The organism is Candidatus Methylomirabilota bacterium (assembly GCA_028870115.1).
Lineage (GTDB): Bacteria > Methylomirabilota > Methylomirabilia > Methylomirabilales > Methylomirabilaceae > Methylomirabilis.
On the sequence record JAGWQH010000082.1, the window covers coordinates 41,105 to 62,718 of the forward strand.

The window sequence follows — 21,614 nt, forward strand, 5'->3', positions numbered from 1 at the left end:
ACGCCCGCGCCGCCGATCCGCAACGCCGACCGGCGTCAGGAAAGGGATACGAAAGCTGATATATGAGTCCGACGATTTTTCGGGAGAAAGGATACCGCTTCTTTTTCTTCTCGCGCGAGGAACTGCGGATGCACGTGCATGCGATTTGTGCGGATGGTGAAGCAAAATATTGGCTGGAGCCGGATATCGAGTTGGCGAAGAACTATCACCTCTCCCGCACTCAGTTGAAGGAAATTGAACAGCTAATCGAGGTACATAAGAATGAGATCCAAACCGCTTGGAAAAAACACGTCACCGGTTGAGGTCACCAACATTTCCAGCCACGGTGTATGGCTTCTGGCCGGGGAGAGGGAATTGTTCCTGTCCTACGAGGATTTCCCTTGGTTCAAGGATGTTCCTGTTGGCAAGGTCCTCACTGTTGAAGAGCCGACACCCGGTCATTTCTATTGGCCGGATCTGGATATCGATCTTACGACTGAGATGATAGAGCACCCGGAGAGGTTTCCGTTAAAATCGAAATGACGCGCAACAACGGGTAACAAGTACCGGATGGAGCTGAGGAGTTTTAGGCATGGCTAGATCGAACGAGAGGATCGAGGCGATCGCGGAGAAGGTCGAGGCGGGGGAGCGGCTCACTTTCGATGATGGGGTTGAGCTCTTCGAACGGGCGACGCTGCTTGAGCTGTCCGCCATGGCTGACCGTGTGCGTTGGCGCTTGCACCCGGAGCCCGTTGTGACCTATGTCACCGGCCGCACCATCAACTATACCAACATCTGCTGGGTCCAATGTTCGTTCTGCGCCTTCTACCGGCTGCCAATCTCTCCGGAAGGATATCTCCTGTCTAAGGAGGAAATCTTTCAGAAAATCGAAGAGCTGATCGAACTTGGCGGAACGGAGGTCCTGCTGCAAGGGGGGCTGAATCCCAGCCTGAAGATCGACTATTACGAGGATCTGCTCGCCTCAATCAAGGCCCGCTATCCGGTTCATCTACACGCACTCTCTACGGTGGAAATCAGTTATATTACATATAGTTCCAAGATATCCCTCAAAAACAGCTTGAAGCGACTCAAGGCGGCGGGTCTCGATTCGATTCCCGGAGCTGGAGCCGAACTGTTAGTCGATGAAGTGAGGCAGCGGGTTTCGCCGCTAAAGGAGAGTTCGTCCGAATGGTTGAACGTTATGCAGATCGCCCACAATCTTGGGATACCCAGCACGGCTACAATGATGTACGGGGTAGGCGAGACGCCGGCGCAGCGCGTTGAACACCTTATCAAGATTCGAGAGCTACAAGATCAAACCGGTGGTTTTACGGCCTTCATTCCCTGGAGCTATCAACCCAATGGCGACGCGCTTGGAGGTCAGGGCGGCAGCGGCTACAGCTATCTTCGGACTGTGGCCGTCTCCAGGATCATGCTGGACAATGTGAAGCATATCCAGGCTGCCTGGTTGACGATGGGCCCGAAGATCGGACAGCTTTCATTGCAGTACGGCGTGAACGATTTCGGGAGTACCGTCCTTGAAGAGAATGTGGTGAGGACGCCAGTTACGCGGCAACTGATGTCTATCGAGGAAATCCGGCGAAACGTTCGAGATGCCGGTTTTGTTCCGAAGCGTCGCAACACACGGTATCAACTCTTGGAATAATTCCCTTTGTAGGGGCGCTGCTTGCTACGCCTATTGAGGCAGGGCAAGTTCTGCCCCTACAGAAGACTAACCGAAGCGCACAGCACGGCAAGGGTGAACGATGAACAGGGTTGTACAGAAGCTCGATGATTATCGATGGCTGCTTCCGCAAGACTACAAACCAGGAATGCGGGTTCCGGGGATCATCTATGCCGATGAACGCCTGATGGAAGCGATCATGAAGGACCTCTCCCTGGAACAGGTGGCCAACGGCGCCTTCCTGCCGGGGATCGTCAAGGCCTCCTTCGCCATGCCCGACATCCATCAGGGGTACGGCCTTCCGGTTGGTGGGGTGGTAGCGACGGATATTACTGATGGCGTCGTATCACCAGGAGCAGTCGGATACGACATCAACTGCGGGGTCCGATTGCTTCGGACGGAGCTGACAAAGGAGCAGGTGCGGCCAAGGCTGAAGGAGTTGGTCCTCGCCCTGTTCAGCGAAATTCCGACTGGTGTCGGCTCGCGAGGCCGGATCCGCCTGAGCAAGAAAGAGGCGGAGGCGCCGCTGCTCAAGGGCGCAGCATGGGCCGTCGAGCAGGGGTACGGAGAGCCGGCAGACCTCGCCTGCATCGAATCCGGCGGGTGCCTTCCGGACGCTGACCCGGATGCTGTAAGCCATAAAGCTCTTGAGCGGGGGAGCAGCCAGCTCGGAACGTTGGGCTCAGGCAATCATTTCCTGGAGGTTCAGACGGTCGCTGAAATCTACGATCCCCAGGTCGCAGAGGTCCTCGGCCTGTTCGAGGGCCAGGTGACGGTGATGATTCATACCGGCTCTCGAGGTCTGGGACATCAGGTCTGTACAGACTCTCTGGTCGAGATGGAGCGTGCGGTCATCAAGTACGGGATAGAGCTTCCCGATCGGCAACTCGCCTGCACGCCCTGGAAGTCGCACGAAGCCAAGGCGTACCTTGGCGCCATGCGAGCCGCCGCTAACTTCGCCTGGAATAATCGCCAATGTCTGGCCCATTGGACGAAGGAGGTATTGCTGAAGGTCTTTAATATCTCCCCAAAGGCATTGGGACTCTCAACGATCTACGATGTCGCCCACAACATCGTCAAGGTTGAGGAACACGAGGTCGAGGGAAGACGGCTCAAGCTGGCGGTCCATCGCAAAGGGGCGACGCGGGCCTTTCCGCCTGGACACCCGGAACTGCCGGCTCACTACCAGGCCATCGGCCAGCCTGTGCTGATCCCGGGCGACATGGGCCGCGCCTCATTTGTGCTGGTGGGAACGGGCGCCATGGAGCAGACCTTCGGGAGCACCTGCCATGGGGCCGGGAGGGTCATGAGCCGACATGCCGCCATCAGGGCAGCCAAGGGTCGGGCCATCCATCGCGAGCTTGAGGAGCAGGGGATCATCGTCAAGGCATCGGGTCGCGAATCGCTGGCAGAGGAGATGCCCGAGGCGTACAAAGACGCCACGCAGGTGGTGACGGTTGTGCATCATGCCGGGCTCTCCAAGATGGTGGCTCGTCTCCGCCCTATGGGAGTCATCAAAGGGTGAAAGGTGAAACTCAGTCTCAACGGTAAGACAACACAACCAAGGATGAGCCGGCAATGACAGAATGGCTGACCCTGTTGTTGGGACTCTGGATTGGAGCCGCGCTTGGATGGGCGATAAGTGTAGCCCGGGCTAAGGGTCAAGTAGGCTTAATCCTCCGAGAGCAGACGGCGCGGACCGCCGCTGCAGAGGCGCGGATTGAAGAGGTACGACAACAGCTCGTCGCAGCCAGAAACGACTTCGAGACCCTCCGCGAGGATTTGCGAAAAGCTGAGACAGCCAAGGCTACCGCCGAAACCCGAGCGATTGAGATCGAAAAGAATCTTGTTGAACAGAAAGCTCTCTTGGAAGACGCGAAGATCAGGCTGTCCGATACCTTCAAATCGCTGGCGGCTGAAGCGTTGGCCGGCAACAACGCGGGGTTCCTCATCCTCGCCGAGGAGAAGTTCAAGGCGCTGAAGGATGAAGCGGCCGTCGATTTGGAGGCGCGCAGAAAGGCGATCGAGACGATGATCCAGCCGCTCGGCGAAACTCTCTTCGCCTATCAGCAAGAGACTAAGGCGCTCGAAGACAAGCGGCTCAGAGAGTACAGTACGGTGGGCGAACAACTGCGCGCAGTCGCGCTGGGTCAGACAACCCTTCAGAGTGAGACCGCCAAGCTGGTCAACGCCCTGAGGTCCCCACAGGTTCGAGGCCGATGGGGCGAAATCGCGCTGCGGAAGACAGCCGAACTTGCCGGGATGTCGCCCCACTGCGATTTTGTGGAACAGGAGAGTGTGACTACCGATGAGGGGCGCATCCGCCCGGATATGGTCGTCAAGCTGCCGGCCGGGCGCGAGGTGGTGGTAGATGCCAAGGTCCCGCTTGCCGGCTTCCTCGAGGCGCTGGAAGCCAAGACTGATGAGGATCGCGACGTAGCCCTCCTCAAGCATGCGGCTCAGGTGAATCAGCACGTCGTGAAACTGGCTTCGAAAGAGTACTGGGACCAGTTTACGGCAGCTCCGGAGTTCGTCGTACTCTTTATCCCGAACGACTCCTTTCTCGCCGCCGCCGCCGAGAAAGATCCGGCTCTGGTCGAATCTGCCCTCTCAAAAAAGGTCGTCATCGCCACACCCACGACCTTTATCGCTCTGCTGCGAGCCATCGCCTATGGATGGCGACAGGAACTGGTCGCGGAAAGCGCCCAGCGCATCTGCGCCTTGGGCCAGGAACTCGCCGACCGGATGGGGACGCTTGCAGAGCACCTTGTCAGGGTCGGTGGAGCCATTGGCAAAGCCGTGGATTCATATAATGCGGCGGTGGCCTCGTTTGAAAGTCGTGTCTTCCCTACGACCAGAAAGTTCCAGGCGTTCGGAGCCGGAGGCAAGAAGGAGATCCAGGAACTGCAACCGATTGATCAGAGGCCCCGCGCCTTGACTACCTTCGACATCGATGAGGCCGAATAAGCCTATTGGCCCAGAAATAGAGATTGGAATGTGTTACGGCGAGCGTCGCGACCGAAATCCCCCCAACCCCCCTTTATCAAAGGAGGGCGAGGGGGGATTTGTGGATTCTTGACACCCTTGTTGATTGGGGGTAGATTGGAAACCAATAGGAAGCGAGTACGGGAGTCTGTGGGAGCAGGCTGAGAGGGCGACTGACACCGTTGCCGACCGTCTGACCTGATCTGGGTTATGCCAGCGTAGGGAGCATCCTGAAACGGTTGACGTGTAACGCTGGCAGTGTGTTGCCGGCGTTTTTGCTTTTCTGGGGAGGGGACTCACATGGTCGCACGGACGATTCATGGTAATAGGGACTGCGTTACGCAGATGCACTACGCCCGCCAAGGGATTATCACTCCGGAAATGGCCTACGTCGCCGAGCGGGAAGGTCTCGATGCCGAGGTTATCCGGGCCGAGGTCGCCCGTGGCCGACTCATTATTCCCTGTAATATTCATCACAGCAGCCTCGAGCCGATAGGAATCGGGACGGTAGCCGGTGTCAAGATCAACGCCAACATCGGCAACTCGGCCCTGATCTCCGACATCGATGAGGAGTTGCGAAAGCTGAAGCTGGCCATTCAGTACGGGGCCGATACGGTTATGGACCTGAGTACAGGTGGGAGTATCGATGAAATCCGTCATGCGATCATCGCGGCCAGTCCGGTTCCGGTCGGCACCGTCCCGCTCTACCAGGCGGTCGCGAGCGTGAATCAGGTAGAAGATCTCACTGCCGACGATATGATCGACGTGATTGCGCACCAGGCCGAGCAAGGCGTGGACTACATGACGATTCATGCCGGCGTCTTACTGGAGCATCTGCCGCTCGTACAGTCTCGGATCACCGGAATCGTCAGTCGAGGCGGCGCCCTCATGGCGAGATGGATGCTCGCCCATGATGCGCAGAATCCGCTGTACACCCATTTCGAGCAGCTTTGCCGGATCTTCCGACAATACGACGTCAGCTTCAGCCTGGGCGATGGCCTGAGACCAGGCTGTACCGCAGATGCCTCCGATGCGGCGCAGTTCGCCGAGCTTCGGACATTGGGCGAACTCACGAAGGTCGCCTGGGCTCACGATGTCCAGGTGATGATCGAAGGACCCGGGCATGTCCCGATGGACCAGATCGAAATGAACGTACGGATGGAGCAGGAGATCTGCCAGGAGGCGCCCTTTTACACGCTGGGTCCGCTGGTGACCGACATCGCGCCAGGCTACGATCACATCACGTCGGCGATCGGCGCAGCGATCATCGGCTGGCACGGCGCCTCGCTGCTCTGTTATGTGACGCCGAAGGAGCACCTCGGCTTACCCACGCTGGAAGATGTGAAGCAGGGGTGCATCGCGTACAAGATCGCCGCCCATGCGGCCGACATCGCCCGAGGCCGGAAGGGCGCGCGCGACCGCGATGACGCGCTCTCTCGTGCCAGGTTTAACTTCGACTGGGAAGGCCAGTTTGCGCTGGCGCTCGACCCCGGGACGGCGCGCGCCATGCACGATGAGACCCTGCCCAACGAGGCGTTTAAGCGCGCCGAGTTCTGCTCGATGTGCGGTCCGAAGTTCTGCTCGATGCATATCTCGTCGCATCTTGGCGAGCCACCGGCTGATCGTAAGCCATCCTAACGGGACGGGGGCGACATCGCTGCTGATGGCGAGAGCAAGATCGAAGGGTCCAAGCTTTCAGACGATTGCGATCCGCTTGCTAAAGATGCTCGTATCGATGACGAGATCAAGATCGAAGGGTCCAACGTTCTGGGGGGGCTGCTATGGCTTCGCCTGGGTGGCGCTGATGCTCGCCCTCTTTGCCTCCATGCTGACAGGGTACGGCGATGTGTGGGGGATCAGGGGCATGCTGGGGGCCATGGCGCTGCTGCCGCTATCAACCCTGGTCTATCCGGTGGTGACCTGGTACTATACCGACGCGTTTCCCTGGTTGTGGACGCTGGGGCTGCTGGCGGCGATCGGAATGGGTAAGGTAATCATGTCCGATTGAATCCACTGGGGGTTCAGTCCCCGCGGCTTGCCCGCGAGTTCGTCATGCCGGCGGAAGCCGGTATCCAGTGGGCTCGACTGGATTCCGTGTCACGCACCTGTCTGCGTGCGGAAACGCACAGGCAGGCGGAATGACGCGCCAGAACAGAAGACGATACCCTGCAGCTTGCTGCGGGGTAGTTCATTGGGCGTGTAGAATGCAAGAGCCGAAATATAATGCGATCGTCATGATCTCAACCAGCGAGATCGATTCGAACCTGTACTATGCGACCCGGTTTGCGGCGCCGGACCCGTTTATCTTTGTCCAGGCTGGGGAAGAAAAGATCGTCGTAATGAGCGACCTGGAGATGGATCGGGCCAGGAGCCAGGCGAGGGTAGATACGGTGCTATCCTATAGCGTGTATGAACAAATGGCGAGAGGGAAGGGTATCGACGCGCCATCTGTGCTGGATGTCCTGGACCTGGTGCTGCGGGAGCGAGGCGCGCGCCATCTGCTGGTCCCCGCCAACTTCAGCGTCGAGTACGCCGATGGTCTGCGGACAAGGGGCTACACCCTGAGCGTGAAGAGAGAGCCGTTCTTCGATGCGCGCCTGGTAAAAAGCGAAGGAGAGATCGAGGCGATTGCCGCGACCCAGCGCGCCACCGAAGACGCTATGGGCACGGCAATCTCGGCGGTTCAGGCGGCCAAGGTGGAAGATGGCGGGCGCCTCTACCTCAACGGCGAGCCGTTGACCGCCGAGGCGCTCAAGAAGATCATGCACCTGAAGCTGATGGAACACGAGTGCGTGGCCCAACATACGATTGTGGCGCCCGGCCTGCAAGGGGTCGATCCCCACCATCATGGACAGGGGCCCATCAGGGCAAACGAGTCGATTGTGATCGACGTCTTTCCCAGATCCGAACGGAGCCGCTACTTTGCCGACATGAGCCGGACCGTGGTGAAGGGGAAGGCATCACCGAAACTTCGGGCGATGTACAGAGCGGTTCTCAACGCCCAGGAACACGGAATGGAGTTAATCAGGGACGGAGCCGACGGTAGTGTCATACACACCACAGTCAATGCAGTGTTGGAAAAAGACGGCTTCACGACCGGCATGGTCGGCGGTCGGATGCAAGGATTTTTCCACGGCACCGGTCACGGGGTCGGCCTCGACATCCACGAACCTCCTCGTATCAATAAGACAGGTGCAGTCTTGCGAACCGGCCATGTGGTTACCGTCGAGCCTGGACTCTACTACCTGGATGCAGGGGCCATTCGAATTGAAGACCTTGTGGTCGTCACTGCGACAGGGTGCCGGAATCTGACCAACTTCCCAAAAGGGATCAGCGAGCTGGAGATCGACTGATGACGCCTGTTGCTCTCCCGGCGTTTCAAGCGATACAAGAGGCGGCCGTCGGCAGCCTGTTCTGTCTGAGCTTCCTGCATTCGCCACCGATCAGGCGAGGTTTTTTTCAGACCTGCGCGCTGACCCTGGTGAGTGCGCTCGGTGTAGGGCTTTGGGTCAGCCAAACGCCAACCTCACTGGTCTTTTTTGTTCTGGTTCTGCTGTATGCGGGCGCCTTCTGGATGCCGGATGGGCAATGGCCGAGGCGGATCCTTTGGGTGAGCCTGGCGGTCGGAACGGTAGGAATGCTGATCCCATCTCTGCTGCTTGCCCAAGAATCGTCCAGCGTGCTTGAAATCGCTGTCCAAATCGCCACGACCTTTGCGTCAGCCCTCCTCATGGGCTCGGCCCTGACCGGCATGTTGCTTGGCCACTATTATCTCAGAGATCCCCGCCTGCCCGTAGCTCTGATTCGCCGGCTGGCCACCCTCTTTCTGTTGTCCACTGCGCTGCAGGGTCTGTTGATCATCGTAACTCTTGGGTCGCTGTACCTGTTTGGCGGGGCAGAGGCTGCGTTCAGGATCGGACTTCTCTCGAGTTCGTACCTCGCGGTTTTCCTTAGTCGTGTATGTGTCGGGATTCTTGGGTCATTCGTCCTGGCGTGTGTGATCTGGGATACCTTGCGCATTCCGAACGTTCAGTCCGCAACCGGTTTTTTCTACCTCGCGATTCTCACCGGCGCCATTGGGGAGTTTCTGGGGCGATTCCTCTGGCACTCAACGCTGATCCCATTATGATACGGTATGACCCTTTCTTTGGCTCCAGTGAGGTTTCTCACTTGTGGATTAGATGAAGAGGTGTTATATTAACATTGAAGTTCAGCATAAAGGTGGTGCGATGCGAAAGTCATTAGCTCAGGAAATTTTGGATATCTTATATTCCGATCCGGGCACGCGCCGATCGCACAAAGATGCCCTCAGCGATTGGATTCTCGATACACAGCCGCACGGGTCGCCGCTCGACGGAATCGCCATTATTCAATACCTGGCTGAACACCATCCGGATATTCTCGCACGGCTCAAAATCAACACACACGTGAAGGAAGAGATCGCTCGAGTCCTGGACGCCATCGGTCACAAATAGCTCAGATTACCCAGGCAGGGCTGACTTCATAGAGCTTGCAAGATTCTTGCAAGCATTTGTTTTTTGTGACAGCGCGATCCTTCGCTCGCCCTGTGGGTCGGTCGCCGAAACTATCATGATCTACGTAATCGGTGATATTCATGGTTGTCTGGAGCCGCTGCACCGCCTCATCGCCCAACTTCGTCTGTCGGAGGCGGACGAGGTAGTCTTCCTGGGAGATTACGTTGATCGGGGACCGGATTCAAAGGGGGTCGTTGATTACCTGCTGACCCTTGGCGGGCGGTACATCTTCCTCATGGGTAATCATGAGCGTATGTTTCTTGATTTTCTTCAGGGAAAAGAGCGGGCTCTATTTCTATATAATGGCGGAACCGCCACATTGGAAAGTTACGGTGGGCTTAGCCGCATCCCGGCCGCTCATCTGGCCTTTCTGGAACGCTTGAGGCCGTACTATGAGACGGAGGACTGTCTCTTCGTTCATGCTGGGATCAGACCTGGAATCCCGCTGCAGGATCAAGACGAGAGCGACCTCTTGTGGATTCGCGAGGAGTTCTACGCCTATCCGGGTCGCTACCCCAAGACAGTCATCTTCGGTCATACGCCGATGCGAGAGGTCCTGATGGATGAGGACCGGATCGGCATCGATACGGCCTGCGTCTACGGGAACAAACTAACCTGTCTGATCCTGCCGTCACGTGAAGTGATCCAGGTTTCGAATTCCCTCGATAGGCACTAGCCCACCATCCCCCTCAGCTACGGCACCTGAAGCGTTTCTTTAAGATCGGCATACCGCTATCCTTGGTCCCTGATACGAGGAGGGGAGGCGAAGGGGTGGATGGCGGGGCGTTGGTTGATCGCTGATGACTGAGCGCCTGCCTTTATCCGAGCGGAGCAGGGGAGTTGTCTTTCGCGAGGGCGGCGAGTTTGTCCAGGACACCGTTGACAAAGGCGCCGGAGTCCTTTCCGCCAAACGCCTTTGCTAACTCAATGGCTTCATCGATCGCGACCTTCCAGGGTGTCTTGCCGTAAAAGAGCAGCTCAAACGCGGCCAAGCGAAGGATACAGAGATCGACGAGAGCGAGCCGCGAGAGGATCCAGTGCTCGACGTGCGAGGCGAGCAGATCATCGATCGGCTTTTGATGCTGCAGCGTCCCCTGGACCAACTCCTCAGCCAGCGACCGGATCTCCGGCCCAGCTGGGTGATCCGCCCAGAAGCCGGCCGACTGCACCTCCAAAGCTTCCAGGGGGTAAAATTCTAGTTGATACAGCAGTGAGAGCGCAAGCTCTCTGGCTCGGTGACGCTTCCCCATTGTCCCTTATTGTAGAGCTGACTCGCTCTTTTGCGCACTATTTGAGTTGGGCGAAGAGGCTGGCCATTTCAATGGCTGAAAGCGCGGCCTCAAACCCTTTGTTACCGCCCTTCGTCCCGGCCCGTTCGATTGCCTCATCAAGCGTATTCGCGGTAATGACGCCAAAGATAATAGGCACACCGGTATCGAGACTGGCTGCGGCGATTCCCTTCGCCGCCTCCCCAGCGACGTAATCGAAGTGGGCGGTGGCGCCTCGGATGACGGCGCCTAGCGCGATGACGGCGTCGTAGTGGTTTGAGGCCGCCAGGCGCTTTGCTGCGTAGGGCAGCTCGAAGGCACCAGGTACCTTCACCAGGTGCAGATCGCCTTCCTCCGCGCCATGGCGGAGCAGGCAGTCAAGCGCTCCTTCCAGCAACCGTTTAGCGATCAATTCGTTCACACGACTTACCACAAGGGCGAATCGATACCCTCCGGCTTGGTATGTGCCTTCGGTCGTTTTCAACGTACACCTCCCATGCTGACTACACCGTTTCGAGCAGGTGACCCAGCTTTGCGAACTTGGTCTGCAGGTATGCGCGATTCTCGGCGTTGGGATGAATCTCGATGGGGATCCGCTGTACAACATGAAGACCATATGCCTCGAGCCCTACGATCTTCCGTGGGTTGTTGGTCAGCAGCCGGATATTGCACAATCCAAGGTCGGACAAGATCTGGGCGCCGATTCCATACTCTCTCAGATCGGGTTTAAACCCGAGCCTCATATTCGCCTCCACCGTATCCAGGCCGGTGTCCTGCAGCTCATAGGCGCGCATCTTATTTGCCAGGCCGATGCCTCTCCCTTCCTGGCGAATATAGAGGAAGACCCCCTTCCCCTCCTTGGCAATCAGCTCGAGCGACTTATCCAGTTGCGACCCGCAGTCGCATCGGAGAGAGCCGAAGACGTCACCCGTGAGGCACTCCGAGTGGACGCGCACCAGCGTCTCTTCAACGGCGTTGATCTCTCCCATGACCAGGGCGAGATGGTGTTTGTTCTCGATGTGACTATGATATAGGATCGCGGTGAATCGACCGTATAGGGTCGGAAGAGTCGTCGTGGCGACGCGACTGATAAAGCGCTCTCGCTTCAGTCGAAACTCGATCAGGCTCTTAACAGTGATCAACTTCAAGCCATGTTTGCAGGCGAAGCGATACAGCTCGGGGGTCCTGGCCATCGCCCCGTCGTCATGCATGACCTCACAGATCACCCCGGCGGGGTACAGGCCGGCTAAACGGGCGAGGTCAATAGCGGCTTCAGAATGCCCCGCCCGGGTCAGCACTCCCCCGTCTCGTCCGCGAAGCGGAAACGTGTGCCCCGGGCTGGTCAGATCATCTGGCGTTGCCTTTGGATCGATGATCGTTTGGATGGTGATGGCCCGGTCGTAGGCCGAGATTCCGGTCGTGACCTTGTGCTTGGCATCGACGGAAATACAGAAGGCGGTCTCGTGGGGAGAGGTATTGTCCGTCACCATCGGCGGGATGCGGAGTTCATCCAATCGCTCGCCGATAACGGGCATACAGATCAACCCCCGCCCCTGTGTGGCCATGAAGTTGATCGCCTCCGGCGTCACCTTGTCGGCGGCCATCGTGAGGTCGCCTTCATTCTCCCGGTCATCATCATCTACGACGATCACCATCTTGCCGTCGCGCAGGTCTCGGATCGCTTCTTCGATCGTGTGAAACTCGATCGTATCTTCCATAGTTACTCCCCCCGGAACCGGTTCAGCTAAACCCCAACTCTTGGAGTCGCGATTCAGTAAGGGTTGTCTTTTGTGTCAGAGACCCAAGTCCCTCGAGATAGCGGACGACGTACTTGCCAAGAAGATCTGCTTCCAGGTTCACACGTCGCCCGACCTGCTTGCTGTCAAGCGTGGTGCGGTGGTACGTGTGAGGGATGATGGCTACTCCAAAGGACTGATCGTTGAGGCTGCCCACCGTCAGGCTGATTCCATCCACCGCAACGGAACCCTTTTCTACAAGCAGAGGCCGCAGCGCCCCAGGGTAGGCAATCGAGAACCACCAGATCCCCTCCGTCTCCCGAATCTCACAGATGGTTCCGACCCCGTCGATGTGGCCGGTCACGAAGTGGCCTCCGAGTCGATCTGTCGGTCGGCATGGCCGTTCCAGGTTGACGGGATTACCGGCTTGGAGCTCTCCCAGAGTTGTGCGCGCCAAGGTCTCTTCGGACAGATCGGCCTCGAACAGGGTAGGCGCCGTTCTCGTGACCGTGAGACAGGTTCCATTGACCGCGATACTGTCCCCGATGGCGAGGGAGGAGGCCGTCTGCTGCCCTTTGATGGCAAGCTTCGCCATGCCGCCTTCCCGGCGTACCCGCTGAACTTGCCCTATCTCTTCGATCAGTCCGGTAAACATCTCGTTTGCTTAGCAGGTCCCTTCATGTGTTGAAGGGTATCCCTCAATCAGCAGGTCTTCCCCAAGTTGTTCGATGCGCAAGCGGTGCAGTCGTAGGGCCTGGCCGATTTCTTCAATACCCGCCCCACCAAGCAGACTGGGTGCGCTTTTCCCCCCAACAAGAATTGGCGCCATAAATAGCAGAAATTTGTCCACGATCCCCTCTTCAATGGCGGAGGTGAAGATAGCCTCGCCACCCTCGATCATCACGCTTGTGACCTCGCGCTCGCCAAGGTGTTTCAGAAGGTGTTCAAGGCGGACTTTTCCACGGGAGCCGCTCGCTTCGAGTACTGTCAGCCCGCGGCGTTCCAGGCTTCTTATCCGTTCGGCGGGCGCATCAGCAGCTACGGCGACCCAGGTTCGTGTTGCGGAGCCGTCCTGAAAGACCTGCGCATCCAGTGGGAGCGGACCGACTCCATCTACGATTACCCGGATTGGATCGCGTCCGCCTTCCGGCAGCCTGGTTGTAAGTCTGGGATTGTCGCGCCGAACCGTCCCGATCCCGACGATCACTGCGTCTAGCTGGTCCCGCAGCGCATGCACATGCTTGCGCGAACGTTCGCCGGAGACCCACCGAGCGTCTCCGGTCCGAGTGGCAATCTTACCGTCAAGGCTGACGGCTGCCTTGAGGACTACGAACGGGATGCGACTTTTGATGAATTTTATAAAGGCTTCGTTAAGGCGCGTCGCCTCTTCGGCGAACAGCGTGAGTGTGTCTATTACGATTCCCGCGTCGCGCAGCGTCTGCACGCCCTTTCCGGAGATCAATGGATTAGGGTCAAGAGTTGGTATGATGACCCGCCGAATACCGGTCTGAATGATCCGATCGGTGCATGGTGGGGTCCGACCGTGATGGCAGCACGGCTCAAGCGTGACATAGAGTTCGGCGCCGCGTGCCGTCTCGGCCGCGTTATCCAGCGCCATGACCTCCGCGTGAGGCTCACCGGCACGCGCATGGTAGCCCTCCCCGATGATTCGACCGTGTTGTACCACGACCGCGCCGACCAACGGGTTGGGACTTGTGCGGCCGCGTCCCTTAACCGCAAGAACCAGGGCGCGTTGCATGAAGCGCACATCGTCAGGCGTGAACATCCGACCTCATTGCAGGAAAGCGAACTTTCTGAGGAAATACACTAGGTTAACTTAACATCGGGCGACAAGGGGTGTCAAGTCGAAAACAGATCGGATGGGGTATTAGGATCGTGCGAACAGGGCGTCCGTAAAGGTTTCTGCCGCGAACGGTTGTAGGTCGTCAACACCCTCGCCCAGACCGACAAAACTGATTGGAAGTTTCAATTGATCGGCGATAGCGACGACGACGCCCCCTTTGGCGGTACCGTCCAGCTTCGTCAAGATCAGACTCGTCAATCCCACAGCCTCGTGAAAGGTTTTCGCCTGGACCAGCGCGTTCAGGCCGGAGGTGGCATCAAGAACCATGATCCGTTCGTGAGGCGCATCCGGCATCTGTCGTGAGATCACTCGCTGAATCTTCTTCAACTCCTCCATCAGGTTTCGTTTGGTGTGCAGGCGGCCGGCCGTATCGATGAGCAGGTGGCTTGCGCCGCGTGAGCAGGCGGCCTGCACGGCGTCAAAGACCACAGCAGAAGGATCGGCCCCGGCCTGGTGGCAGATGACATCGGCGCCCACGCGATGGCCCCATATCCCCAGTTGCTCGATGGCGGCTGCCCGGAAGGTGTCGGCCCCGGCCAACACCACGCGCCCACCCTCGCTGATAAGGCGGTTGGCCAACTTGCCGATGGTGGTGGTCTTTCCGGACCCGTTGATTCCAAGAAAGAGTAAGACCTGAGGTGTGGTCTGATGGTCTGTGGCTGAAGGAGGCTGGGCGACCCCGCCCAGAATACCAAGTACGCCGCGCTTGAGGGCCACTTCCACTTGATCGAGGTTGCTGAGATCACTGCGGCTGAGGCGTTGATGGAGGGGTGCTATAAGTTGTTGCGCCAGTGCCGGGCCGAAATCGGCGGCGATTAAGGCCTCTTCCAGCGCTTCCAGATCAGCGGCGCTGGGGGCATTCGCGCCGAATAGCCGTCCGATCTGTCCCGCTAACCCCTGGCGAGTTCGAGCGAGGCCGGCCACGAATCGTCCGAAAAGGCCTTGGCGTGGAGAGTCGTTGGTGAACATACAGACCTTCCTGTCCGCCTTTTGTCAGGCTGCGCGGTTCATACGGAGAGAGAGGAGCTTTGAAACCCCGTGCTCCTCCATGGTGACGCCGTACAGAAGGTCGGCGGCTGACATCGTCCGCTTGTTGTGAGTGATGAGGAGGAATTGGGCGCTGGCGGCCATGTCCTTCAGAAGCGAGGCAAACCGCTCGGCGTTCGCATCGTCGAGGGGGGCATCGACCTCGTCCAGCAGGCAGAAGGGGCTGGGGCGAGTGTGGAATAGCGCCAGCAGAAGCGCCAGCGCGGCTAGCGCCTTCTCGCCTCCGGATAGCAGATTGAGGGTTGGGCGCTTACCGGGGATCCGAACCACCATCTCCACCCCCGGCTCCTCTTCGCCATCCTCTGGTTCGGCCATACTGAGAGACGCCTGGCCTCCCGGAATGAGGCAGCGCCAGAGTCGGTCCAGATGGCCGGCTACGGTCTCGAGGGTCTCGCTGAACCGCTGCTGAATGGTATGGTTAATCTCCGAAATGGCTGTACGGAGAGACTGGACAGACGATGAGAGATCTTCGACCTGAGCTGAGAGAAAGCGGTGGCGTTCGGCCAGTTCCTGATATTCTTCCAGGGCGGCCATGTTGACCGCACCCAGTTCGGCAATCCTGGTCGTGAGATCCGCAAGTTCGATGTTGGCCGCGTCGATTCCAAGGCCGCTGCCGGTCAGTCGCAGGACAATGGCATCCAGATCGGGAGGCCCTTCTTCCCGCAGTGCCTGCTCAAGGAGCGAGGTCGTATTTCGCAGTTCGGCAAGCCGGATCGCCGTGTCGCTGCAGGCCTGCTGTTTTTCGGCCAGCGACTGCTTCAGTATGCGAAGGTTTTCGTCGATCGACTGCCGACTCTCATTCAGCTCCCGACGTCTCTCATCCTGTGCGACGACGAGTCGCTGCGCCTCCTGCTCTTCCTCCACCAGGGAAGTTAGCCGCTCCTGAAGCTGTATTGTGGAAGTCTCCATCTTCGTCTCGCGGAGCTGTTGTTCGGCGAGCCCGGCTTCGAGCGACTCCAGTTCACTACTTACCTCGCCGAGTTCCTCGACCGTCCTGGCAAGACCGCGGGTCAGGATCTCCCGCTGACCTTGCAGCGCCGTGAGTTGGACGCGGTATTCTCCCGCCTCCCGGATGAGGCCGTCCCGTTCCTGCTGCCGGGCGGTCGCTTCGGCCTCGAGCTTCACCGTCTCGAGCTGAGTAGCCTGCTCTTGGCCTTCGAGCTCCATGAGAGAGCCCTCGAGCGAGCGGATCTCTTCGCCGAGCGCGCGAAGGTCCTCCTCATGACTCCCGGCTTCATAGGTCAGCACCTCGATCTGCTGCACAAGGCGTCGCCGTTCTGCGCTCGTATGGGCAAATGCAGTCTCCGCCTTGAGGCGCTCAATCTCCAGCTCGTGCAGGCGCTGGTTCAGCAACTCCAACGATTCCGCAAAACGGGCTGAGCGTTGGCAGGACGCCTCCCATGAGGCTTCGACCGCCTGAAGGTTGTCGTGCAACTCCCGGACGCGATCTCGAAGCCGGGCGATTTCCCGCCGTCTCGGAAGGATGCCGGAACCCCCGCCCGGACCGCCGGCGATGATCCCCTTGCTGGTGACGAGTTCGCCGGTGAGTGTGGCTATCGCAAACGGGGCGGGGAGGCCGTTGCTGAGAGCGAGCGCATCCGGCAGCTCCTTGACGACGATCCCATCGGCCAGGAGCGCTTCCACGAGTGGCCGATCGCCTTCGGCGCAGCGGACCAGATCAAGCGCAAGTCCCTCGACTGAAGTCGTTGAAGAGGGAAGGGCCTCACGCAGCCGAGTCGTCGATGTCCCATCATGAAGGCTGAAGGCTGAAGGCTGAAGGCTGAGAGTTTCGGGGTGAAGGAGGAAGGTTGCGCGACCCTGTCCCCGCTCGATAAGCAGTCGAATGGCCTCTTGGACATCTTCCGTCCGTTGCATTACGAGTCCCTGCAAGGCATCGCCGAGCAACGCTTCGATGGCGCGCTCGTAGCGGGCTGGCACCTCAAGCAGATCGGCCAGCGAGCTCTTCAGCCCTTCGACCCTCGCCTCTCCCTTGGCCTTTTGCGTGAGGAGGTACCGGTGGCCGTCGGCGTATCCTTCGAAACTCTGACTCAACTCGATGAGCGAAGCCAGACGACTGCGGAGCTTGGCCGTCTCATCCCGGAGCGCCTCCAGTTGAGGTTTTGTGGTCTCCCGGGCGGTCTCCTCCTCCGCCGCCTGCTGTGTGAGCGCCATGCGCTCTGTCTGCAGCGCGTTCAGTCGTTCGACTACTTGATCGAGAACCGCGCGCTGCGCCTCCTCCAAAGGGACGAGGTCGCAGTCCTGGTGATCGAGCCGGGCTTTGCGTTCGATGGCCAGATCACGTTGAGTGCCGTAGAGGCGCGCCCTCTCCCGGAGGCTGGTCAGGTGATTGCGACGGTCTGCCAGACCTGCCGCGCCCTGGACGAGACGCCGCCGCTTGGCCTCAAGCGCTCGCGTCGCTGCCGCGATCGTCTCTTCCAGCGCATGCAGTTCCGAAGATTTGAGATCGAGCTGCGTACGGCTGGCTTCAAGCTCGCCGGCCAGAGTCTGTTCCTGCGCTTTTGCGTCAGTCTCCTGCTGCTCCAATACTATACGTCGGCCTTGCAGGTGCGCCGAGCGGTCCCGCCGCTCCTGTTTTCGAAGCGCTGATTCATTCAGCATCTGCCGCACGTGGTTGAGTTCGGCTTCATCGCGAGACAGACAGCTCCTCAGTTCGTGCAGTCGCTCCTGTGAGACCGCCCTCGCCTGTTCCTGCTCCAGCTCGCGAATACGTATGGTCTCCTGTTCAGCCTCCACGGCAACCACTGCCGCCTGTGCCGAATCTACCTCATTCCGGGCGGTCAGGGCTGTATCCTGGAGCAGCGTGAGTTGTTGTCGCAACCGCTGAAGCTCGGAGAACTTTACAAAGCCCTTGAGCTCGAGCGCCCGGTCCTGGTAGGCGCGGTAGCGTTCCGCCTTGCTCGCTTGTCGTTTGAGGGAGTTCTTTTGCCGCTCCACTTCTCGGATAATATCGCTCACTCGGAGCAGGTTCTGCTCTGCCGCTTCCAGCTTCGCGAGAGCGGACCTCTTCCTCACTTTGTAAGTCATAATGCCGGCAGCCTCCTCGATGAGGAGCCGACGTTCGGCCGGCTTGGCGCTGACGATGCTGCCGATGCTGCCTTGTTCGATCAGTGCATACGGCTCAGCCCCCAACCCGGTATCCAGGAAGAGATCGGTGATATCGCGCAACCGGCACGGAACGTGATTCAGGAGGTACTCGCTCTCGCCGGACCGATACAAGCGGCGGGTGACCGTCACCTCGTGAAATTCCGTCGGGATGTTGCCATAGTTATCAGTGAAGATCAGAGAGACTTCCGCCATACCAAGCGGCTTTCGGATACTGTTACCTGCAAAGATCAGGTCGTCCATTCGATCCCCGCGTAACAGCCTCGCACTCTGCTCGCCGAGCGCCCATCGAATTGCGTCGGAGAGGTTACTCTTGCCGCAGCCGTTCGGACCCACGATAGCAGTCACGCCGGGCTCGAAGGTCACCTCGACCTTCTCAGCGAACGATTTAAAGCCAAACGCGGTTAATCGCAGAAGCCGCATCGCCTGACACCACTGTCAGCCGGCATGATGACCGGACTATTGTGACCCACGCTGACGTCTCCACAATCCGAGGCCAAAATGAGATAAATCAATCACACCTTATCAAATCCAGAATATCCTTGTCAAGAAAAATACAAGAATCAGTAGTCAATTATATTATGACTACCAGATGTTGTAGATAACTGGTCCGTCAATGATCCGAGCGCGGTGTGAGCGGCCTCCCGCTCAGCCTCTTGTCGGTTTCGCCCCTTGCCCTTTGCAATCGGTAACCGCCCGACCATCACCTCAACTTCAAACGTCGGAGCGTGGGCGGCGCCTGACCGGCGAATGAGACGATAACGGGGGGTCGAGTGCAGGCGCGATTGAGCGAGTTGTTGCAAGGCGGTTTTCGGATCGAGGGTCAACCTTTCTCCTTCAAGGGTTCCGACGCAGGCCTTCCGCGCCAGATCACGGATCGTCTTGGCGCCGCCATCCAGATAGATGGCTCCTATTACAGCCTCGAAGGTCGTTGAGAGGACCCTGGCCTTTTGCCTCCCCCCCGTCAACTCTTCTCCCTTGCTCAGTACGACTAACGGCGCAAGGCCGTGGAGTTGCGCCATGTCAGCCAGGGCAGCGGCGCTCACGAGGTTGGCTCGACGCAGGGTGAGTTCACCCTCAGAGGCTGTCGGAAGCAGAGAGACGAGGGCGTCGCTGACATAGAGATTCCAGACGGCATCGCCTAGAAACTCAAGCCGCTGGTAACGAAGACGGAGGTCCGTCTGCGCAGGATCGGTGGAAGAGGGGTGAGTCAGGGCGGCTTCGAGGAGCGTCGGGTCTCGGAACCGGTGGCCGAAGAGGGCGAGAGGAGGGGAAGGGATCCGGATCACTGACTCTTGCCGGGTTGGGACTCCTGATGCTCCGGCTGCTTCGTGTCCTCCGGGCTCGCCTGCGGCTCGACCTGCTGACTCTTCCCGGGATGGGACTCCTGATACGTCGGCTTTGGCTGAGGGCGCACCATCCACGGATGTTGCTGTATCATCATCTGTTCCATCAGCGTATCCGTCATTCGAATATGTTTCTTCATTTCCTCCATGAACTGCTGTTGGTCGGTCATCCCTTCCATCATCTTGGAATGGCGAAGTATCTCTTGCATCTTCTGGTACATCTCTGTCAGGGCCTTGCTTCGCATCCGCTGTCCCCCACCCATCTGGTGGAGCTGTTTCATCAATGCTGGTCCAGGCTGCTGCGCGAGGGCGGACCCCGACACTCCAAGCACTACGATGAACGCCAACGTACTCACACGTTTCATAAGCGTCATACCTGTTCCTCCCTTCAACTGTTGTGTCGTGACGGACGGATGCTTCTGGACCACGAATCGCGATCGTGAATCTCACCCGTAGCTAGAGGTAGCGGTTATGGTAACACGCGATGAAGCGCGATACAACAGAACATGATTGGTTGGACGCAAGGAGACATTGAGAAGAGCAGCGGGCTGTGGCGTGCTCACGCGGCGCCACAGCCCGCCGGCTGATCTGACAGTCAGGGACTCGTCTACTTGGTGATCACAACCGCACTGATCAACCCTCCGGGATACACATCGTGGTTCGTGGCGTGGTCGAGGAGGTGGCAGTGAAAGACCCAGATCCCCAGATCCTCAGTGGTGAACCCCGCTGTAAAGACGATATCGTATATCTCTCCTGGATGGACCGTAATCGTATTCATGGTCTCAGGATTCGCTAAGGCAGTTCCGTCTTTGGCGACGACCTGGAAATTACGCCCGTGCATGTGCATGGCATGGGGCCACTGGCCGATCCCGGTCATCCGGAGTCGCGCGCGCTGCCCTTGCTTGAGCACGATGAGCTTGTTGCCTTTGCTCACCCCGTCGTCCTTATCCCCTAACGCAACAGGGTCAAAGGCTTTGCCGTCAATCGTGAAGTAGTCGGGAAGAGTGTCCGCATCAAGGCCCGCCGGCACAGTGTCAATATAATCATTAGTCTTGGGGTCCTTGTCTATGCGCCACTCGGAGAGCATCCACATATCATCAAAAGCATAGCCGTTATCGGTGGGGAATTTCGACTTTACGATGATCTTCCCGTAGAGCCCGAGTAAAATCTGCCTGGTGGTGTCCTCATGGGCGTGATACATATAGCCTCCGGCAGAGGGCGCTGTAAAGTGCATTGCCCCCATGCCTCCGTTACCCGGGATATCAAGCCCCGCACCCACTGGGGGCACCCCGTCATTCGCATTCTCGATATACGGGGCTTTGATACCGTGAAAATGGACACTCGTGCTCTCAGGGAGGTTGTTTGTAAACTGCACGCAGACCTTATCGCCTTCGGTCACTGTCATGGTCGGTCCTGGTACGGTCCCATTGTACATCCACGCGTCTGCATCTACCGATTTTGAATGGTCAATCTCGTCATGCGCGAGGATGGTCCACTTGCCTGTAGCTGCGGTCAAACTAACAATCTTATCCCAATGCCCACCAAGATCTTTGCATGTTCCTACGGCGGTGTGCGCGTAACCCTGAGAAACCATAGTGACCACTGCGAATATCGCCACAACACCTGCTATAACGATAAACCTCAGACGTCTCAACATAATCCCCCCTGTTCTCCTGTTGTTATCGGAATCTTACTATTTCATCCCCATCACTCCGGTAGACTGCTTGTCGTACGCTGTCGCTCTTGCCCTCCCTCCTTTCTCGATCTATGGCGTAGCGCATCATAAGATCCCACGCGCAGGATCGGTAAGACCGGTACGCTTACTAAAACCGCCTTTGAGTGCTCTTTCATATTTTCTTTATGTATCATCATGCTTTCTGTGATCTTTTCGACATTTGTCGTCATCCATTCAACATTATTACAATGATATGGTGCAAGTGAGTTAATCAAATGGCATTTGTATAGTCAATACGCATTATGGCGTATATGATCTATTTTCTGAGTAATATAAGATGTTATACGCCATAATGCGTATTGACGGTATATA

Annotated in this window: 21 protein-coding genes and 1 riboswitch; of the genes, 11 read left to right on the plus strand and 10 right to left on the minus strand. The window is 58.2% G+C overall.

From position 1 onward, the window contains the following. Window positions 1–62 precede the first annotated feature (62 nt). The 11 genes from KGL31_09225 (at window position 63) to KGL31_09275 (ending at window position 9,859) form a co-directional block, all read left to right on the plus strand. Window positions 63–302 carry a DUF4160 domain-containing protein gene (locus tag KGL31_09225; protein ID MDE2322079.1) on the plus strand — a complete coding sequence of 80 codons (240 nt, stop codon included), beginning with the start codon at window positions 63–65 and terminating at the stop codon, window positions 300–302. Then, the gene (locus KGL31_09230) at window positions 262–522 is read left to right on the plus strand and encodes a DUF2442 domain-containing protein (protein ID MDE2322080.1); all 261 of its coding nucleotides are present in this window, start codon (window positions 262–264) and stop codon (window positions 520–522) included. Before KGL31_09225 ends, KGL31_09230 begins: the two co-directional genes overlap by 41 nt. Before the next feature lie 49 nt (window positions 523–571). Then, entirely contained in the window at window positions 572–1,645 is a 1,074-nt protein-coding gene (gene mqnC, locus KGL31_09235) for a dehypoxanthine futalosine cyclase (protein MDE2322081.1), read from the plus strand. Window positions 1,646–1,745: 100 nt separating this feature from the next. Next, on the plus strand, window positions 1,746–3,188 hold the full coding sequence (locus KGL31_09240) for an RtcB family protein (GenBank protein ID MDE2322082.1): 1,443 nt from the start codon (window positions 1,746–1,748) through the stop codon (window positions 3,186–3,188). A 53-nt stretch (window positions 3,189–3,241) separates the two neighbouring features. Next, window positions 3,242–4,630 carry a DNA recombination protein RmuC gene (gene rmuC, locus KGL31_09245; GenBank protein MDE2322083.1) on the plus strand — a complete coding sequence of 463 codons (1,389 nt, stop codon included), beginning with the start codon at window positions 3,242–3,244 and terminating at the stop codon, window positions 4,628–4,630. A 148-nt stretch (window positions 4,631–4,778) separates the two neighbouring features. Then, window positions 4,779–4,890: riboswitch (TPP riboswitch) on the plus strand. Between the two features lie 58 nt (window positions 4,891–4,948). After that, complete coding sequence (thiC, locus tag KGL31_09250; protein MDE2322084.1) at window positions 4,949–6,286, plus strand: phosphomethylpyrimidine synthase ThiC; 1,338 nt, start codon at window positions 4,949–4,951, stop codon at window positions 6,284–6,286. A 97-nt stretch (window positions 6,287–6,383) separates the two neighbouring features. Next, window positions 6,384–6,656, plus strand: a complete 273-nt coding sequence (locus tag KGL31_09255; protein MDE2322085.1) for a hypothetical protein — start codon at window positions 6,384–6,386, stop codon at window positions 6,654–6,656. A 196-nt stretch (window positions 6,657–6,852) separates the two neighbouring features. Then, window positions 6,853–8,001: an aminopeptidase P family protein gene (locus tag KGL31_09260; GenBank protein ID MDE2322086.1), complete on the plus strand. Its 1,149-nt coding sequence runs from the start codon at window positions 6,853–6,855 to the stop codon at window positions 7,999–8,001. Next, entirely contained in the window at window positions 8,001–8,777 is a 777-nt protein-coding gene (locus tag KGL31_09265) for a hypothetical protein (protein ID MDE2322087.1), read from the plus strand. Before KGL31_09260 ends, KGL31_09265 begins: the two co-directional genes overlap by 1 nt. A gap of 100 nt (window positions 8,778–8,877) precedes the next feature. Further along, window positions 8,878–9,123 carry a hypothetical protein gene (locus tag KGL31_09270; protein ID MDE2322088.1) on the plus strand — a complete coding sequence of 82 codons (246 nt, stop codon included), beginning with the start codon at window positions 8,878–8,880 and terminating at the stop codon, window positions 9,121–9,123. Window positions 9,124–9,238: 115 nt separating this feature from the next. After that, window positions 9,239–9,859, plus strand: coding sequence for a serine/threonine protein phosphatase (locus tag KGL31_09275; GenBank protein MDE2322089.1), 621 nt, complete (start codon window positions 9,239–9,241; stop codon window positions 9,857–9,859). Window positions 9,860–10,001: 142 nt separating this feature from the next. Here KGL31_09275 and nusB read toward each other — a convergent pair whose 3' ends face one another. The 10 genes from nusB to KGL31_09325 form a co-directional block, all read right to left on the minus strand. Further along, window positions 10,002–10,433, minus strand: coding sequence for a transcription antitermination factor NusB (nusB, locus tag KGL31_09280; protein ID MDE2322090.1), 432 nt, complete (start codon window positions 10,431–10,433; stop codon window positions 10,002–10,004). A gap of 37 nt (window positions 10,434–10,470) precedes the next feature. Continuing rightward, window positions 10,471–10,935: a 6,7-dimethyl-8-ribityllumazine synthase gene (locus KGL31_09285; GenBank protein MDE2322091.1), complete on the minus strand. Its 465-nt coding sequence runs from the start codon at window positions 10,933–10,935 to the stop codon at window positions 10,471–10,473. 19 nt (window positions 10,936–10,954) lie between these two features. Then, window positions 10,955–12,169, minus strand: a complete 1,215-nt coding sequence (locus KGL31_09290; GenBank protein ID MDE2322092.1) for a bifunctional 3,4-dihydroxy-2-butanone-4-phosphate synthase/GTP cyclohydrolase II — start codon at window positions 12,167–12,169, stop codon at window positions 10,955–10,957. A 22-nt stretch (window positions 12,170–12,191) separates the two neighbouring features. Next, window positions 12,192–12,842, minus strand: a complete 651-nt coding sequence (locus KGL31_09295) for a riboflavin synthase (GenBank protein MDE2322093.1) — start codon at window positions 12,840–12,842, stop codon at window positions 12,192–12,194. A gap of 9 nt (window positions 12,843–12,851) precedes the next feature. Further along, window positions 12,852–13,973 (minus strand): bifunctional diaminohydroxyphosphoribosylaminopyrimidine deaminase/5-amino-6-(5-phosphoribosylamino)uracil reductase RibD, encoded by a 1,122-nt coding sequence (gene ribD / locus KGL31_09300; protein MDE2322094.1) that lies wholly within the window; start codon window positions 13,971–13,973, stop codon window positions 12,852–12,854. Between the two features lie 102 nt (window positions 13,974–14,075). Beyond that, complete coding sequence (gene ftsY / locus KGL31_09305) at window positions 14,076–15,020, minus strand: signal recognition particle-docking protein FtsY (GenBank protein ID MDE2322095.1); 945 nt, start codon at window positions 15,018–15,020, stop codon at window positions 14,076–14,078. Window positions 15,021–15,044: 24 nt separating this feature from the next. After that, window positions 15,045–18,644 carry a chromosome segregation protein SMC gene (gene smc, locus KGL31_09310; GenBank protein ID MDE2322096.1) on the minus strand — a complete coding sequence of 1,200 codons (3,600 nt, stop codon included), beginning with the start codon at window positions 18,642–18,644 and terminating at the stop codon, window positions 15,045–15,047. A 140-nt stretch (window positions 18,645–18,784) separates the two neighbouring features. Next, window positions 18,785–19,510, minus strand: coding sequence for a ribonuclease III (rnc, locus tag KGL31_09315; GenBank protein MDE2322097.1), 726 nt, complete (start codon window positions 19,508–19,510; stop codon window positions 18,785–18,787). Next, window positions 19,507–19,941 carry a hypothetical protein gene (locus KGL31_09320; protein ID MDE2322098.1) on the minus strand — a complete coding sequence of 145 codons (435 nt, stop codon included), beginning with the start codon at window positions 19,939–19,941 and terminating at the stop codon, window positions 19,507–19,509. The genes rnc and KGL31_09320 overlap by 4 nt, the downstream gene beginning before the upstream one ends. A 233-nt stretch (window positions 19,942–20,174) precedes the next feature. After that, complete coding sequence (locus KGL31_09325; protein MDE2322099.1) at window positions 20,175–21,224, minus strand: multicopper oxidase domain-containing protein; 1,050 nt, start codon at window positions 21,222–21,224, stop codon at window positions 20,175–20,177. Between the last annotated feature and the right edge of the window lie 390 nt (window positions 21,225–21,614).